General features: G+C 58.8%; 14 protein-coding genes. 3 read left to right on the top strand and 11 right to left on the bottom strand.

What is annotated here, in order from left to right:
- Nucleotides 1–54: 54 nt before the first annotated feature.
- The 10 genes from DW850_RS09530 to DW850_RS09575 form a co-directional block, all read right to left on the bottom strand.
- Nucleotides 55–522 (bottom strand): YfcE family phosphodiesterase, encoded by a 468-nt coding sequence (locus DW850_RS09530; protein WP_117629725.1) that lies wholly within the window; start codon nucleotides 520–522, stop codon nucleotides 55–57.
- Nucleotides 523–619: 97 nt separating this feature from the next.
- A complete protein-coding gene (locus DW850_RS09535) occupies nucleotides 620–1336 on the bottom strand; it encodes a LytTR family DNA-binding domain-containing protein (protein ID WP_006235156.1) in 717 nt (238 codons plus the stop codon).
- Between the two features lie 72 nt (nucleotides 1337–1408).
- Nucleotides 1409–2752 carry a histidine kinase gene (locus tag DW850_RS09540; protein WP_117757814.1) on the bottom strand — a complete coding sequence of 448 codons (1344 nt, stop codon included), beginning with the start codon at nucleotides 2750–2752 and terminating at the stop codon, nucleotides 1409–1411.
- Nucleotides 2749–3936 (bottom strand): glycosyltransferase, encoded by a 1188-nt coding sequence (locus tag DW850_RS09545; RefSeq protein ID WP_117564949.1) that lies wholly within the window; start codon nucleotides 3934–3936, stop codon nucleotides 2749–2751. The genes DW850_RS09540 and DW850_RS09545 overlap by 4 nt, the downstream gene beginning before the upstream one ends.
- A 171-nt stretch (nucleotides 3937–4107) precedes the next feature.
- A complete protein-coding gene (locus tag DW850_RS09550; protein WP_055252086.1) occupies nucleotides 4108–5367 on the bottom strand; it encodes an MFS transporter in 1260 nt (419 codons plus the stop codon).
- Between the two features lie 101 nt (nucleotides 5368–5468).
- The gene (locus tag DW850_RS09555) at nucleotides 5469–6413 is read right to left on the bottom strand and encodes a zinc dependent phospholipase C family protein (RefSeq protein ID WP_117634430.1); all 945 of its coding nucleotides are present in this window, start codon (nucleotides 6411–6413) and stop codon (nucleotides 5469–5471) included.
- 92 nt (nucleotides 6414–6505) lie between these two features.
- Nucleotides 6506–7240 carry a LytTR family DNA-binding domain-containing protein gene (locus DW850_RS09560; RefSeq protein ID WP_117648125.1) on the bottom strand — a complete coding sequence of 245 codons (735 nt, stop codon included), beginning with the start codon at nucleotides 7238–7240 and terminating at the stop codon, nucleotides 6506–6508.
- Between the two features lie 38 nt (nucleotides 7241–7278).
- A complete protein-coding gene (locus DW850_RS09565; RefSeq protein WP_233540662.1) occupies nucleotides 7279–8664 on the bottom strand; it encodes a sensor histidine kinase in 1386 nt (461 codons plus the stop codon).
- Between the two features lie 117 nt (nucleotides 8665–8781).
- Nucleotides 8782–10059: an amidohydrolase family protein gene (locus tag DW850_RS09570; RefSeq protein ID WP_117786916.1), complete on the bottom strand. Its 1278-nt coding sequence runs from the start codon at nucleotides 10057–10059 to the stop codon at nucleotides 8782–8784.
- A 131-nt stretch (nucleotides 10060–10190) separates the two neighbouring features.
- On the bottom strand, nucleotides 10191–11642 hold the full coding sequence (locus tag DW850_RS09575) for an APC family permease (RefSeq protein WP_117786917.1): 1452 nt from the start codon (nucleotides 11640–11642) through the stop codon (nucleotides 10191–10193).
- Nucleotides 11643–12207: 565 nt separating this feature from the next.
- Between DW850_RS09575 and DW850_RS10445 the strand changes: the two genes are divergently transcribed.
- Entirely contained in the window at nucleotides 12208–13038 is an 831-nt protein-coding gene (locus DW850_RS10445; RefSeq protein ID WP_233540663.1) for a C39 family peptidase, read from the top strand.
- Between the two features lie 134 nt (nucleotides 13039–13172).
- Here the strand turns inward: DW850_RS10445 and arcC are convergent, their stop codons facing one another.
- Nucleotides 13173–14135 carry a carbamate kinase gene (arcC, locus tag DW850_RS09585; RefSeq protein WP_006235166.1) on the bottom strand — a complete coding sequence of 321 codons (963 nt, stop codon included), beginning with the start codon at nucleotides 14133–14135 and terminating at the stop codon, nucleotides 13173–13175.
- 435 nt (nucleotides 14136–14570) lie between these two features.
- Here arcC and DW850_RS10225 point away from each other — a divergent pair, with 435 nt between their 5' ends.
- Complete coding sequence (locus DW850_RS10225; protein WP_156333784.1) at nucleotides 14571–14720, top strand: hypothetical protein; 150 nt, start codon at nucleotides 14571–14573, stop codon at nucleotides 14718–14720.
- A gap of 107 nt (nucleotides 14721–14827) precedes the next feature.
- A complete protein-coding gene (locus DW850_RS09590; RefSeq protein WP_089573252.1) occupies nucleotides 14828–16189 on the top strand; it encodes an ATP-binding protein in 1362 nt (453 codons plus the stop codon).
- Nucleotides 16190–16502: the final 313 nt, after the last annotated feature.

Consider the following 16502-nt stretch of genomic DNA (forward strand, 5'->3'; position numbering starts at 1 on the left):
AGCCGTCCAAGTTTTGGGGTGCAGTTCATTGTGCATCCCCCGTTTTTGTTGCGGTTAGTCTAGGTCAATAAACTTGGTACTTATGACATGGCCGTCTTTTACTAGCATTCTGGCCATAGTGGGGCCTCGGCTGCCTCTGGGGTAGCTGGCGCTGCCCGGGTTGAGGACTAGGCAGCGGCCCACCTGGGCTTCTTTGGTTACGTGGGTGTGGCCGTTGATGGCTACGTCTACGGATCCCACCGGAAGGTCTTCGCGGTAATGGGCTACGGCGAATTTGAGGCCTTCGTAGGTAAAGAGCGCAAGACGGTCTACATCGGGACCGTAGTCGCGGTAGTAATCGTTGTTGCCCAAGACGGCCCGCACGGGGGCGATGGTGCATAGGTGCTCGTAGTCCATCTCTGACGTGAGGTCGCCGGCGTGGATGATCAGATCTGCGCCCTCAAGCTCATCCAAGAGCGCAGGCGATAAATAGCCGTGGGTGTCCGAGATGATGTCGATACGCTTGGCGCTTGCACTGTTCATGGGATCCCTTCCGCAAAAAAACGATTCGGCAGATACATACAAAAAAGGCCCCACGGCCCCGCAGACGATGGGTCTACAGGGCTGCGGGGCCAGTGTGCTAGAGACTCAGAGCCTTCTTGAGCGGCACGACGCGGCGGCGCGAAACCGGCACGCGTTCGTCGACGCCCGTAATGCCCAGCTGGATGGCGCCCGAGGGCACCGTCTCAACGTCCGTGACGCACGCTAGGTTGACGATATAGCGGCGGTGAACACGGAAGAAGCCAAAGTCGCAGAGCTTGGCCTCAAACTGCGCCAGCGAGGTCGTCGACAAAAAGCGATCATCGACGGTATAGATGCAGGAGTAATCGTCCTTTGCCATGATAAAGCGGATGTCATCCACGGGAATGAGCACCTTGCGGCCGCCCTTTTCCACCGGGATACGCTCGATGGTCACTTTGCTGTCCGTAACCGGCTTGGCGCGTTGCATGACCTTCTCGATCGCGCGATCCAAGCGAGCTTCCTCGACAGGCTTCATCAGATAATCGACGGCATCGACGTCGAATGCCTCGACCGCATGGTCGCTATACGCAGTCACAAACACGATCGCCGGCGGATTTTTGAGCTTATGCAGCGCCTCGGCAAGTTGCAGGCCCGAGGCACCGGGCATCGAGATATCGAGAAACACGACATCCACGCGACTTTCCATAAGCATCTCGATGGCGGAGCGGACGCTCGACGCCTCCGTGATCGTGCCGATCTTGCCCGTTTGCTCGAGCAGGAAGCGAAGCTCCGAGCGAGCCGGCGCCTCATCATCCACAATCATCGCACGCAGCATAGGGATAAAACCTTTCGTCAACTAACTACGCCGGGCGTCCGTCGCATGACGTTGAGCCCGTAGCTTTTTATTTTACTCTTGAATGTCAAAGATGCTCTCTGACAAATCAAGATGAAGGAGCACTTTGGTGCCCTTGCCCGGCGCCGATTCGACACGCGTATAGGAGTGCGGCCCAAAAAAGCGATGGATGCGCTCCGAAATATTGTGCATGGCCACACCGGCGCCGCCACCCTGAGGAGAGCTGGCGTCGGGACGGGCAGAGCGCTCGTCAAACAGTCTGGCGGCGGTACCCTCATCCATGCCCACGCCATTATCGGCCACGGCAATCAAGATTGCATCCTCGCCGTCTTGGTGAACGGTCACGTCGATCCTCAGGGCGTCGTCATCGCCCATACCATGACGCACGGCGTTCTCGACAATCGGCTGGATCACGAACGCCGGCACCAGCGTATCTTCCACGTCCTCGGACACATCGAACGTCGCAAGCACGCGGTCCTCGCCAAAGCGGGCCTTCTCAAAGGTAAGGTAGCGCTTGGTCTGTGCGACCTCGCGCGAGACCGGAATAAGCGATCCCGAGTTGTCGAGCGTGGCGCGATAGAACGATGAGAACTCACGAAGCAGTTCGCGGGCCCGCAGCGGGTCGGTGCGCGTAAACGATGCAATGGTGTTCAGCGTGTTGAACAGGAAGTGCGGGTTAATCTGCGCCTGCAGCGCACGCACCTCGGCGCGCGCTGTGAGTTCCTTTTGCACCTCGAGCTCGTGGATGGCGAGCTGCGTGGACAAGATCTCGGCAAAGCCCGAGGCAAGCGCGTACTGGGTACGGTCGACGGCGCGCGGGGTCTTGTAGTAGAACTTGAGCGTGCCGACGGTACGATCGCCCACCTTGATGGGGGCGATAATGCCGGCGGGGACTTGGTTGTGCGAGCCGTCCGAGCCCACGACATCCACCATACGGTTGAACGATTGCACGATGCCATGTTCGATAACGTAGCGTGTGGCAAGCGTGTGGATGGGAGTATCGGGCAGCAGTTTTTCCTCAAACTCGCCCGCGCAGGCAAGCACGTTGTCCTCGTCGGTGATGGCCACCGTCATGGCGCGCGTCTCGGGCAAAATGCGCCGGCACACCAAACGCGCCGACTCCTGCGTCAGACCGCCCTTAATGTCCTCGAGCATGGCCGAGGCCACCGAGAGCGTCTCCTCGGTGTACTGGGAGCGCACCGAATCGGGATTGAGCGTCAAAAAGATAAAGATGCACAGAAAGATGCACAGCAGCGCGCAGGCAATCACCGTGGCGATCGGCTCGATACCGGTCACCAAGGCAAAAATAAAGTACACCAGCACGCAAATGGCGCATGCAACGGCAATGATGCGAAAGATTGATATTGAACTATCGCGCTGGGCGCGGCGGTCGATCATTCGGCCCCCTCCAGGATACTGATCAGTTGTGCGTCACGCCAAAGCCCGTCCATGATCTTGGGCCAAAAGCTCTGGAAACGCAGGTAGCTTGCAGCGTTTTGGCGCGCATAGGCCTTTGCCTCGCCGATACCATGGCGCCAAATGCGCAGGTAGCCCTCATGCTCGCGGGTAAACACGCTGCGGACCATAGCGGTCTTGCGCACGCGGTCGTCGAGCTCGCGCGAAATCCACGGGCCCGGGTAGGGCATGAGCGATGCCGCCGTAACGGGGATGAGCTCCTTTTGATGCGCGGCGAACGTCAACTTGGCCCGTTCGTAGTACCAACGGTATACATCCTGCATAAAGCGCGGTGAGCGCTTTTCGGACTCCGGAGGCAGATGGCGCACGGTCCACTCGTTATCAAACCACACGTCGTAGCCAAACATACGCATGTTAAAGAGGTAATCCAAGTCCTCGCCGCGGGTGATAAACGGGTCAAAGGCCACACGCGTAAAGGCGCGGGCGTGCAGGGCCATCAGGCCGCCGCACACGTAGTTGGAGCGCGAGATGCGGGTGCCCGAGAGCGCCTTTTTCATCCAACGGTTGAACTCGATGCGCTTGGTCCACCAACGATGGCAGATGCCCGCCTTGTCCGTGGGAGCCAGCGGCGAGCCGTCGCGATCGTAGAAATAGCCGCTCTTGACCAAGATCGGCAAGCCCTGACGCGTCTGCTGCCCCAACGCATAGGTCGCGCGCTTCATAAAGTCGGCGTCGATGACAGTCTCATCGTCATCCAAAAAGATAACCGCGTCATGCCCCAGCACAGCGGCACAGGCTAGCCCCATGTTGCGGATGGCACCGTAGCCTCGCAGGCTCACGCACTCGCCCGAACCCTTGGGCGCGATCTGAGCAACCCGGTCTGCGATGCGCGAGGCCTGGGTGTTGGTGACAACGGTGACCTTGAGCGTGGGATGCGCGTCGACAATCTCGTGCACGCGCAGCGACACATCGGCTGTGGCAGAAACAGGACAGACCACCAAAAGGATGATGCGCGGGATGTCGCACACCTGCTCAAGCGAGGCCAGGCAGCGGTCGAGTTCGGGATTGTCTGCGTTGAGTCGCGTCGAATGGTCATAGGTGCCAGGGGCGTTTGCGCAAGCGTCATCGCCCGCCCAATACGTTGGAATCACGACCGTGGCGTTCATGCCTTACCCTCCCTGCAACACAAAAACGGGACGCCGCCAAACACAGGCGACGCCCCGCGACCTAGCTGATTCCATCATACCCACTTGGGCAAATCATTGCTCGCAAGTCGCAATGTTTATTGCGGATAACCCCAAAAGAGTACCGTGGACAGGCACAATAGCCGCTCGCTCCTATGCGGCATGCTCTGCCGCCCGAGTCATGCGGGACAGGCGGACCAGTAGCATAAAGCCAACGACCAGCAGCACGCCAATGGAAAGGACGCCCAGCGACGGGTTGCCGGTCAGCGAGGTGACGACCGACACCAGGAAGGTGCCCATAACGCTTGCATAACGACCAAAGATGTCAAAGAAGCCGTAGTACTCGTTGGACTTTTCCTTGGGGATAATGCGGCCAAAGTAGCTACGGCTGAGCGCCTGCACACCGCCCTGGAACAGGCCGACCATAATGGCAAGCACCCAGAATTCAAAGGCGGTCTTTAGGAAGAACGCGGCGAACAGCACAATCCCCATGTAGGCGGCGACCGCCACCAGGATCATGTTGAGCGTGCCCACGCGTCCGGCGAGCTTGCCGTAGATGATGGCGGACGGAAAGGCCACGAACTGCGTAACGAGCAGCGCCAGCACCAGCTGCGTCGAATCGATGCCCAAGGCCGATCCGTAACTGGTGGCCATGGAAATGACCGTGTGCACACCGTCGATATAGAAGAAGAACGCGATCATGTAGACCAGCACGGTCTTATTGTGGGCAATCTCGCGCATGGTGTGTCCGACCTCGGAGAACACACCGCCCACGATGTGGCCGATGGTGTCCTCGGGACCGCGCTCGCGACCGTACTTTTGCTTATAGGTGCGAATGAGCGGCAGGGTAAAGATGAGCCACCAGGCACCAGTGATGATAAACGACAGACGCGTTGCCAGCATGGTGGGGATGCCAAGAGCGGGGCCACCCATGATGAGCGCCAGGCAGATGACGAACGGCACGGTGGAACCGATGTAGCCCCAGGCATAACCCGAGCTGGACACGGCGTCCATGCGCTCGTCGGTGGTAATGTCAGGCAGCATGGCGTCGTAGAACGTCATAGAAGAGTTAAGGCCGATGGTGCACAGCACGTACACGGTCAAAAATGCCATGGCAGACATTGGGATAGCCTGCGCCAGGCAAAGCACCAGGCCCGTGAGGAAGAAGCCCAAGAAGAACTTGATCTTGTTGCCGGCGTAGTCGGCAAGTGCGCCCAGAATGGGCATGAGCATGGCGATGACCAGCGAGGCGATCGTCTGCGCATTGCCCCAAGCGACCACCAGGTCGGCCGAGGAAGCGCCGGTATTGATGGCGTTAAAGTAAATGGGCACCACCGAGGTATTGAGCAGCACGAGGGCCGAATTGCCCACATCGTACATAACCCAGTTACGCTCGAGCTTGGTGTATTTCATGGACAGGGACCCTTCGTATTTGCCCGATATGCAGTTAGTTCATCGTACCCCAATTGTCCAGAAGCACCGGTAAGGATTCGGCAAAGGGGCACGCATGAGCCCTATTCCTCGCGGTCGAACTCCTCATCGGCATTGAGCACGCGACCGCTGTAATTGACATGGTTGGTCACGGCTTCCATATCGCCGGTCTCGATAAAGCGGGCAACCGTGCACTCGTAATCGAGCAGCGCGCGGTCAAAGACCTCGGGGAAGCTCTCGGTCGAGACTTCATCGGTAAAGGGGTTCTTCCATGCCAAGTGGCCCAGGTTGCCGGTACGCTCGGGCAGCTCGGTCGTCACGCGGTGCGCAAGGCCGTCGAGCAGCGAGTAGTCGTGCACCAAGCCCTCAACCAGCGAGATCGCGCGCGTCTTTGCGGAGCCGGCCGGCTCAATCGCGCGGTAAAGTCGCTGCATATTGGCAACGGCAGCACCGTACTCCCCCGCCGGAATGTCAATGCCGTACACGCGTCCGGCAACATAGCTCATCAGCACGCCGGCCACGCGATTGATGCGATCGGTGGTGACGATCTCGCCCGCCGGCGGGTAATCGTCGACCGTAGCGCCATCGCGTTTAAGCTGCAGCATCAGTACATCCAGGTCGCTCTCGATCACGGCATGGACCTGACTGCTCGAATCCTCAAGCTCTGAATCGGACTCCACGATGCCAAACTGCTGCTCATAGACAAAGGGGTGAGCGTTGCGGTCGAGCACGTAATGAGACAGCAGGCCCAGCGCAAAGGCACGACCCAAGCTGGCATCGCGCGGCAGCAGATGCGACACGCCGTCGCGCAGGCACGCGAACTGGCGAGACATGCGCGACCGATGCATGACCTGCGCCAGCAGCGTGCAGTCGGAAACACGCGGTGTCAGAATGTGAAAGAAAAACGGGTCGGGGCCTTGGTTGCCCAAGATAAAGGCAATGCGCTCTTCATCGGACGTGATGACGCCCTGCGGAAGACGGTCGATGCTTTCCTCGCCAAACAGATGATGGGTGATAAGCGCGGGCATAATGATCCTTTCGATTTCATTCGATGCCACCCATTATGCCCACCGCGCGCCCATGCCAAACCTGCGATGGTAAACGACAGCACGCAAGCCTCTTACGCAAGCCCCAGGTGCGACTTGACCTCGGCGGCACGACGACGGGACACCGGTACCGTCGAGTTCACGCGGTCGAGCCTGAGCTCCATCAACCCCGTGGAGCCAATCTCAACATTGTGCACGTCTTCCAAATTGACCAGGTAGCTGCGATGAACGCGAATAAAGCCCTCGGAGTCCAAGCGACGCTCGAGCGAAGAGATCGACTCATTGATCAGGTACGTTCCCTCGGCGCAGATGGCGTTGCAAAAATCGGCGCGCGCCTCAAAGTAGCAAACGTCTGCGGCGGGAATGAACACCTTTTTGCCCCCGCGGTCCACCGTCAGACGCAAAGGCTGGCGCGGAGCGTGGATAACACGACGGACGCCCAAGGCCGCCTCGATCTTGTCGAGTGCCTTTGACAGGCGTGCGTCCTCAACCGGCTTGACGACATAATCGACGGCATCGAGGTTATAGGCATCAGCCGCATACTCGGCAAATGCCGTCACAAACACCACGACCGGCGGCGTCTTTAGGTTCTGCAGCGTCTCGGCAAGCTCAATTCCCGAGCGACCGGGCATGGTAATGTCTAAAAACAACACGTCGGGCTTGTTCGACAGAATCGACTCCACGGCTTCGGTGACATTGCCCGCCTCGGCAATATGACCCACACGCGTATCCTTTTCCAATAGATAGCGTAGCTCAGCCCTAATTGGGGGCTCGTCATCAACCACCAAGATGTTCCAGCCTTCGGACATATGTGCTTCCCCTCTTTTTCTCTCAATCCAACCGCGTGCTACGCCGTCAACGGCGCGGGCTCATGCGGCTCGCCGTTCAGCTCGACGATGACCTGCGTTCCCACGCCCTCCTGGGACTTCACGCGCATGCCGGAATCTTCTCCGTAAAAGAAATGGATGCGCTGAAGCACGTTGAAGAGCGCCAGGCCGCAACCTCGCTTGACGGAGCCGTCGGCGGTAATGCTCTCGGGCTCCTCCAGGCGATGCTGCTCAAACAGATGTGCGCAGACCTCTTCGCTCATACCGATGCCGTCGTCCTCGACGATGATCTCCAAACCGTCATCGGTCTCAAAAGCCCTAACATGAATAGAAAGCGGCTCGGTCTCGCGCTGCGCGTGCTTGATGCAGTTTTCGAGCAACGGCTGCAAGATAAACGGCGGCACCATGCAATCGCGCACCTCAAAGTCGATATCGACCGAGACGCGCAGACGGCCGTCGCCATAACGAGCCTGCATTAGATTGATATAGCGAGTGCCCTGTTCCACCTCGTGCTCGAGCGTTGTGAGGGTATCGGAATCAGAAAGCGTCTGACGGTAGTAATTGGAAAAGTCGATCAGCAGCGACCTGGCCTTGTCCGGCTCGGTACGTACGAGCGACACGATGGTGCTGATGGTATTGAATAGAAAATGAGGATCGACCTGCGATTGCAAGGCGCGCAGCTCCACGCGGGCCGTAAGCTCGTCCTGGCGCTCGAGCTCAAAGCTTGCAAGCTGCGTGGAAATGAGGTCGGCAAAGCCCGAGGCAAGCGCCGTCTGGCGCATATCGATGCTGCTCAGACGGGGATAATACAGCTCGAGCGTGCCCACGCAATGCCCGCGCACGGTAAGCGGTGCGACAATACCGGCGCGCAGGCGCGGAAAGTAGCCACCCGTCTCGGTCGAGGCATCGCGCGAGAACACGCTTTGTTCACCGCTGTTGATCACGTTGAGCGTAGTCCGCAGCACAACCGGAGTGCCCGCAGGGCATTTTGCCGAGTCCTCGCCCCAGCTCGCCAGCACCTGCTTGCCGTCGGTAAAGCAGATGGCCGAGGCAATGGTCTCGGAAAGGATGATTTTGGAAGCGCCCAGGGCCGCTTCGGGCGTAAGGCCTCGCGACGTATAGGCGAATATTTTCGATGCGATGGCGAGCGTGCGGTCGGTAGCGCTCGACGTGAGGTCGTCGGGAACGACAAAGACGTACGAGAAGAAGAAGCATAGCATGACCAAGCCGGCAATGACGACAACGGCCGGAACGGGATTGGGATTATCGGTTAGATCCCAGATGAGCAGCAGGATAAGCAGCGGAACGACAATACCGAGCAAGATGGCCTGGACCACATGCTGGGCCGTACGAAAGACCTTGGTAGAGTTGTAGCTCTTGCCCAGAATCAGCCTGTTTAAATCCACCGTCATCCCCTTTTATCTACCGCACCCATAGCAATAAAGAGGGCCGCAAGCGACCCTCTCCATTGCATTATGCAATCAAAAACTGTGTTTTACATCCAGCCATCGACAAACGGTATCTTAGGCGCTGTATTTGTTGGCCTCGCCAAAGGTGCCAGCCTCGACGATCCAGCCGTCCTTCATGATGACGTCCATGTTGTCGGTGTTGAGCACGTGGATGTCGGCGGCGACGTCACCGTTGACGACCAGCAGGTCGGCGCACTTGCCGGCCTCGATGGAACCGGTCTCGTCCTCGATGTGGCACATCTTGGCACCGTTGAGGGTGGCACAGGTGATGGTCTCGACCGGGGTGAAGCCGATCTTGTCGACAAACTCGTACATCTCCTCGATGGAGCAGGTGCCGTACGGGGTGACGAAGGAGAAGGAGTCGGAGCCGATCGTCATGACGACGCCGCGCTTCTTGGCCTCGCGCAGGCAGTCGTAGTTGCGCTGCAGCTCCTTCTCGACCAGGGTGCCCTCGTACTTGTCGTGCAGCTCGGGGACGTAGACGGGCGGATAGGTGGCGTACCAGGTGGGCAGGAAGGCGATCGTCGGGGTGAAGAAGGTGCCCTGCTCGGCCATGAGGTCCATGGTGCGCTCATCGATATCGAAGCCGTGAATCAGCTGCTCGCAGCCAAAGCGAACGGAATCGTAGGCAGCGGCGTGGTTGTTGTAGCAGTGGCTCCACACGGGGATGCCGACCATCTTTGCCTCTTCGACCACGGCCTGGATCTCCTCGGAGCAGTAGTGCTGGTCGCGACCGGAGTCCCAGCGCCAGATGCCGCCACCGGTAGCCCAGATCTTGATGGCATCGGGGTTCTCGCGCAGGCGACGACGGACGGCCTTGCGCAGATCCCAAGGACCGTCGACCTGGTCGCCCCAGGGGTGCGATTCCTTGTTGAGCTGCTGGCTGCAGTGGTGGGAGTCGCCGTGGCCGGCAACGCGGCAGAAGCCGAGGCCGGTGGCCAGAACGCGCGGGCCCTTGAAGACGCCCTTGTCGATGCAGTCGCGGATCTGGATACCAAAGCGGCCGATCTCGCAGACGGTGGTGAGACCGTGGGTGAGGCAGTCGTAGGCCTGCTTGACGGCGACGGCCTGCTTCTCGAGGAGCGGCTGCATGACCCAGTCGGTGTCATCGTCGGTCAGGTTGCCCGAGAAGTGCAGGTGGGTGTCGATCAGGCCGGGAAGGACGGTCTTGCCGGCCGCGTCGATAACCTCAACGCCCTCGGGAAGGTCCTGCATGACACCGGCATACTCGATCTTGCCATTGTCGTCGACGAGAACGAGGGAGTTCTCGACCGGCTCGGCACCGGTACCGTCGATGAGCTTGCCGCCAACGATTGCATACTTAGTGGACATGGTTCCTCCTTATGGATCCATATAGTGGGCGAGGCCGCGTTGGGTTAAGGCCTCACAAAACTACCCAAGTGGTGCCGGGTTCGGTGCGCGGAAGAGAGGGTTCCGCGCACCCGATCCGCCCCGGCTAGGCGTTATTTTTTGCGGGAATTGGTGAAGGCCATGAGGGCCAGGCCAATAGCCAGCCAGCCGATCACGATGCTCCACTCCACCATGTTGAGGGAGGCGGGAGAGAACGGGATCACGAGCAGGCCAATGATGGTGCCGCAGGCAACGATAGCGAGGCTGATGCCAAACTTGCCGCCGGGCACCTCGTAGGGACGAGGCAGGTCGGGCTCGGTGAAGCGCATGCGCAGGCAAGCGAGAGCGACCATGCCGCAGGAGAAGATGAAGGCGAGAGCCGACACGTTGGTCAGAGGGATGAGCATGTTCTTGCCCAAGAACGGACCGACGACGGTGATGACGCCCAGAACGACGCAGGCGAGCTTGGGAGCGCCGGACTTGGGATCGACCTCGGCGAACTTCTCGGGCAGCTGGCCCTTGCGCCCCATGGCGAGCATGATGCGGCTCGTGGCGCCGTAGAAGGAGTTCATCGGGCCCATGGGTCCAAGCGTGGCGATGACGAGCATGGCTAGGTACAGGAGCATATTGATGCCCTTGAGGCAGGCAAGCGCGGGAACCGGGCTCTTAACAAACTCATGCCAGTCGAGGATGGTGCCGAACGAGTAGATGCAGACCATGTAGAAGCCGCCGGCGGCCAGCAGGGCCAGGGAGATGATCTTACCGAACTTGTTCCAGTTGAGGCCCTCGGCTGCTTCCTCAGCCTGCTGAGGAATGGTGTCGAAGCCGGCGTAGAAGAACGGGGTCAGAACCAGGACCGAAACGATACCGGCGAACAGGCTGGTGCCCTCGGTAGCAGGCTTGCCGCCGCCAGCACCGGTGACCTGGGAGAACACGGGCATGGCGTTGTCAGGCGAGCCGGTGAACAGCGAGACGCCCATGGCGAGCAGCATGCCGCAGAGCAGGGCCTTGGTCAGGAAGGCCTGCAGCTTGGCGGCCGAGCTGGCACCGCGGAAGTTGAGGAAGATGACGTAGGTTGCAAAGCCGAGCGCGATCAGCGTCGGGAACAGGTAAACGTCGGCGCCCAGGATGGTGTAGAGCTTGACGGCGCGCAGCCACTCAAGGCCGGGCAGGCTGCCGAACATCTCGGACACGAGGGTCGAGATGGCGATGGCCTCCCACGGGCACAGGATGCCGTTGCCCAGGGCCAGGAGCCAGCCGGTGATGTAGCTCATCGTACGGCCAAAGCTACGATCGACATACTCGACGATGCCGCCCGAGATGGGGATAGCAGCCGTGAGCTCACCGAAAACAGCTCCGACGGGCACGAGAAAGATTGCACCCAAGAGGAATGCGATCATAGCGGGAACGGGACCGCCGCCCACGACCATCCAGTCGCCGACCTGCAGAACCCAACCGGTACCGATGATGGCACCGAAACCGATGGTGAAGAAGTTCCAGAGCGAGAGCGTTTTCTTCATGCCACCGTTACCTTCGACTGCAACTTCTGCGTTCTTGTCCGCCATTGTTCCCCTCCTTTCCTTATTGACGCCTCTTTGACGTCACCCCTTGCACGGTCTGTTTTGCCGCGCGCTTTTATTTCGTGGCTTTAAGATACGGCCTTGGCACAGCAGCGCCGCTTGCGGCTCGACCGAAGGCAGAACCGCAAAACGAGCGGCGCCGTTTTTGGGACGAACGGCACGGTTTGCCGCTCATTGTTGTCGCCCGTCCGACGGGCGTACGCTCATCGGACGCATAGAGAGATGTTTTTGAGGCCGTGTGTTTTGCGCCTTTCGTACCGTTTACCGAGCTTTTGACGCGCGGACCCATTTGTTGCACATCTTTTTTGTAGGATAGACAGGTTATACATGAGACAAGGCGGTACGAATGGCATACGGATACAACGACGGTGATCAACGGCGACAAAGCGTTCGCCTTGCTGGCCGCACCACGCCGACGCCCAGAAGTGCCACGAGCAGCAATCCGCAACGCCCTCAAGAGCAACCCAGGTCTTCGTCTCGGCAGCAGACAAACGGAACACGGCAGAGTGGCCGTCCGAGCACGGGCACAAGCGCACAGCAAGATAGCCGCTTGGGCGCGCGCACTCGACAGCGCCAAGCCGAGGTTCCGCAACTGCGCCGCAACGGCGCACGTCAGCCCGGCATCCATATCAACCGCTTCTTTTCGCATCCCCAAGGCGGACGCGACGGCAAGCCCTACCGCTCGACATCGTTCGTGAATGCCCCCGCCCTGCCGGCTCGTCAGCTTTGCCTCGCACTGTGCTCTATCCTCATCTGTCTGGTCTTTGTGCTTATGAGCTCCTGTATGTCCCACGGCTCGGCCGGTCTCGAGCCCACCGCCGAGGACAAGCTGCTCAAGGCCCCCGTCGCGCCCGGTTATTCTTTCGCCTTTTCGACCCCGCGCTCGCAATGGCAAGCCGGCACGATGCCCCATATCTATCAGATCGACCCTGCATGGTCGGAGCTGCCTTACGCCGGCGGTACCATCCGCCAAAATGCTTGCGGGCCTACGTGCCTCACCATGGTCTATATCTTTAAGACGGGACGCACCGATATGACTCCCGTCGATATGTGCGCGCTTTCCGAGGCAGGCAATTACGCCCCCACCGGTGCAACCGAATGGTCGTTTATGACGAGCGGTGCGTGGCAGTTGGGACTTAACGGAACGGAGCTTCATAACGATCGCGACTCGATGACTCAGGCGCTACGTTCGGGAGCGCCCGTCATCGCCGCCGTTCGGCCGGGCACCTTTACCAACGTGGGCCACTACATTGTGCTTTACGGTATTGACGACGCCGACCAGATTGAAGTCTTCGATCCCAACTCGGCCAGCCGCAGCGCCCGCCGCTGGGGCGTCGTAGAGGTCCTTAACGAAGTCGAAGCCATGTGGGCCTACTACTAGTCGTTTAAGAATGTCCCCAATGACTAGGTGAATAGCAAAAGCCCCGCAGCCGGAGCGGACTGCGGGGCTCATGAAGAGAGGCTAGTTTGTGGGCACTTTGCCTGGCGCCCACGAGAGAGGCAACAGAGTAGAGACTACTCGTGGATGCGGGTACCGGAGAGGCCGGCCATGGTCTCGGCGGCCTTGTCCAGGGCGCCGATGATGCAGGTGCGGCCCTTGCGGGAGCGGGCGAACTTGATGGCGGCGCGGACCTTGGGCTCCATGGAGCCCTTGCCGAACTGACCCTCGTCGGCCAGACGCTCGGCCTCGTCGGCGGTGAGGTCCTCGAGCTCCTCCTGGTTGGGCTTGCCAAAGTTGATGGCGACATGCTCAACGGCGGTCAGCAGGAACAGAACGTCGGCGTCGCAGTCCTCGGCCAGCAGCTCGCCGCCCAGGTCCTTGTCGATGACGGCGGGAACGCCCTTGTAGCAGCCCTTGTTCTCGTAGTCGCGGACGACGGGGATGCCGCCGCCACCGCAGGCGATGACGATGAACTCGTTGTCGAGCAGGTTGAGGATGGAGTCAGCCTCGACGATCTTCTTGGGATCGGGAGAAGCGACGACGCGACGCCAGCCGCGGCCGGAATCCTCGACGAAGACCTTGGAGGGATCCTCGGCCATGAACTCCTTGGCCTGCTCCTCGGTGTAGAAGGGACCGATCGGCTTAGTCGGGTTCTTGAACGCGGGATCGTCGGGATCGCACTCGATCTGGGTGACGACGGTGGCGGCGTGCCAACGCTTATAGCGCTTGTGCATCTCGCGGCCGATGCCCTGCTGCAGGTGATAACCAATGTAGCCCTGGGACATGGCGCCGCACTCGGGCAGCGGCATCTCGGGGGTACCGATGGCATCGTGGGCAGCGGCGAAGGCGTTCTGGATCATGCCGACCTGCGGGCCGTTGCCGTGGGTGATGATGATCTCGTTGCCCTGCTCGATAAGACCAAGGAGAGCGTGGGCGGTGTTGCTCACGGCCTCGATCTGCTCGACGGGGTTGTTGCCGAGGGCGTTGCCGCCGAGGGCGACGACAATACGATCGGGCTTGCCAAGAGGCTTAGACATTGCTGGAATCCTTTCTGTAAAAGGCCTACAACCCATTAATAACCCGCGTCCGTGCGATACGCGAGTTTATTAAGGTTTATATTCTCTTTATCGCTCATTTTATTCATTTTGAAAATACCTAAGCGGCGAACGGTCGATTTTACCCGCTCAGCGTAAAGAAGCCCAGTTCAGGCATATCTACGCCATTTACGTGCAACTTTATTTAAATAGAGCAGGGATTAGACCAGATTATGCAAACTATATCTTTGCTAAACACAAAACGGACAGCGCAATATCTTACTCGCACTATACGCGATTCTATACATTAATTTGACGAGTATGCACCCCTGCAAAAACATGGGGCTTTTCATCCAACATAAGGGATAGCCGATCGCGCTTCACCCCGCGGCAAGCGACTGCGAGTTCGCAGTATGGAACTTTACCGTCGGCTTCTGCATGAACGCTGCCGACGCCCTTTCGCTCCTGCGCGCCCAAGCAGCCGAGAACGCTAACGGCGCCACTGTCAACCTGGCCACCCTCAACAACGGCGCCGCCAGCCTTTTCGCAAAGTACCGTGCTGGTTCGCTGGCTTTGAGGCCTAAGTGAGCTTTGCTATTTGCCAATTTTTGTATGATTTGGGTCAAATCTATTTGTCAATTTTTGTATGATTAGGGGCAAATCTATTTGCCAATTTTTGTCAATGAGGTGTTTTAATGCTACGCCGCAAGGTCACTGATAGGCTTTTGAGCTGGAAGAATAACTCCCATAAGGCCCTGCTTGTTACCGGTGCGCGTCAGATTGGCAAGAGCTATGCGATTCGCGCGTTTGGAAAGAGCAACTACGCTTCGTATTATGAGGTCAATCTGCTACTTGATGCCGAGGCAAGAGACGTACTTGTTGGCGCTAAGAACTCCATTGACTTCATCAACCGTGTGGCCCTTCTTGCGGATGCACCGCTTGTTGAAGGAGACACGCTTATCTTCGTCGATGAGATTCAGGAGTATCCGCAGATCGTTACACTTATGAAGGCGCTGGTCGAGGACGGACGCTTTAGCTATGTCTTCTCGGGGTCTATGCTTGGGACTGAGTTTAAGGGGATCTCTTCTTTCCCGGTGGGGTATGTCGAGCACATTGTTATGCGGCCAATGGATTTTGAAGAGTTTTGTTGGGCAAACAGCATCAGCGAGAATGTGCTTGCAGACATCCGCAGCTGCCTTGTCGAGAGGCGTCCCGTCGAAAATTTTATTCATGAGGCGATGCTCAAAAACTTTAGAGCTTATATCGTTTGCGGCGGCATGCCGGAGGTCGTTCAGAACTATATCGATTCGGGCTATTCGCTCGTGAGAACGCGTGAGCTTCAAATTCAGCTAGTCGATCAGTACAAAAGCGATATCTCTAAATATGCATCGACTCGAGCGTTTAACGTTCGCTCCATTTTCGAGCAAATTCCCGTTCAGCTTGAGGCGGAGTCCCATCGCTTTATCGTCTCGTCTCTAGGCGAGGGAGCTCGTCTTCAAAAATACGAGCAGGATTTCCTATGGCTGGTGAACGCAGGCGTTGGATTGATGGTCCCCCAGGTGACGGAGGCACGAAGTCCTCTCAAGAGGACGGAGAAAACGACGGCCTTTAAACTATACGAGTCCGATACAGGTATGCTCGCATCGCGGTATCCCGGCAGCACGGCACGCGCCGTCTACCTTGACATGAAAACCCCCAACCTCGGCGGCCTCTATGAGAACGTGGTCGCACAGGAACTCGTTGCCCTCGGAGCAGATACGTGGTACTACCAAACGCGTGAGGTCGGTGAAGTCGACTTTGTAATCGAAGGTGCCCGCGGGCATGTTGTCCCAATCGAAGTCAAATCGGGCAAGAAAGTTCGAGCACATGCAGCCCTCGACCGTTTGATGAGTGTGGGCGAGTACAAAATTCCCGAGGCCGTTGTGCTGAGCCACGAAAACCTTTGCAAAGAGGGCAAGATCCTTTACGTTCCAATCTATATGACATTCTGTCTCGATGAGTTTATGGAAAAGGACGACCCCAACAACGATTTCTCGTTTGCACCCATATCTCTCTAGGTCATCTGAGTCCGCAAGCCAGCCCCCACGCCCAAAGTACTGCGCCTTTCGCGCCAAAGGCGCGAAACAGCAAGGGGATAGAAGGCAGCGACAACCAACTCCCCCACTATGCCCAAAGTGCTGCGATGTTTCGCGCAAAGCGCGAAACAGCGACCGGGACAAGGCACCCCCACAGCCACGTCCTTCATTCAGCCCCACAATCCGAGGACGTAGTCGTAGCAGGATCTGAGGGCTAACCTTCGCGGACACTCCGCAGGACGAAAGAACCCCCGTCGCACGTAGTGTGAACTGCCTCCCATTTCTTGGACACAAG

Origin of the sequence: Collinsella sp. AM36-4AA (assembly GCF_003467795.1) — a bacterium.
Lineage (GTDB): Bacteria > Actinomycetota > Coriobacteriia > Coriobacteriales > Coriobacteriaceae > Collinsella.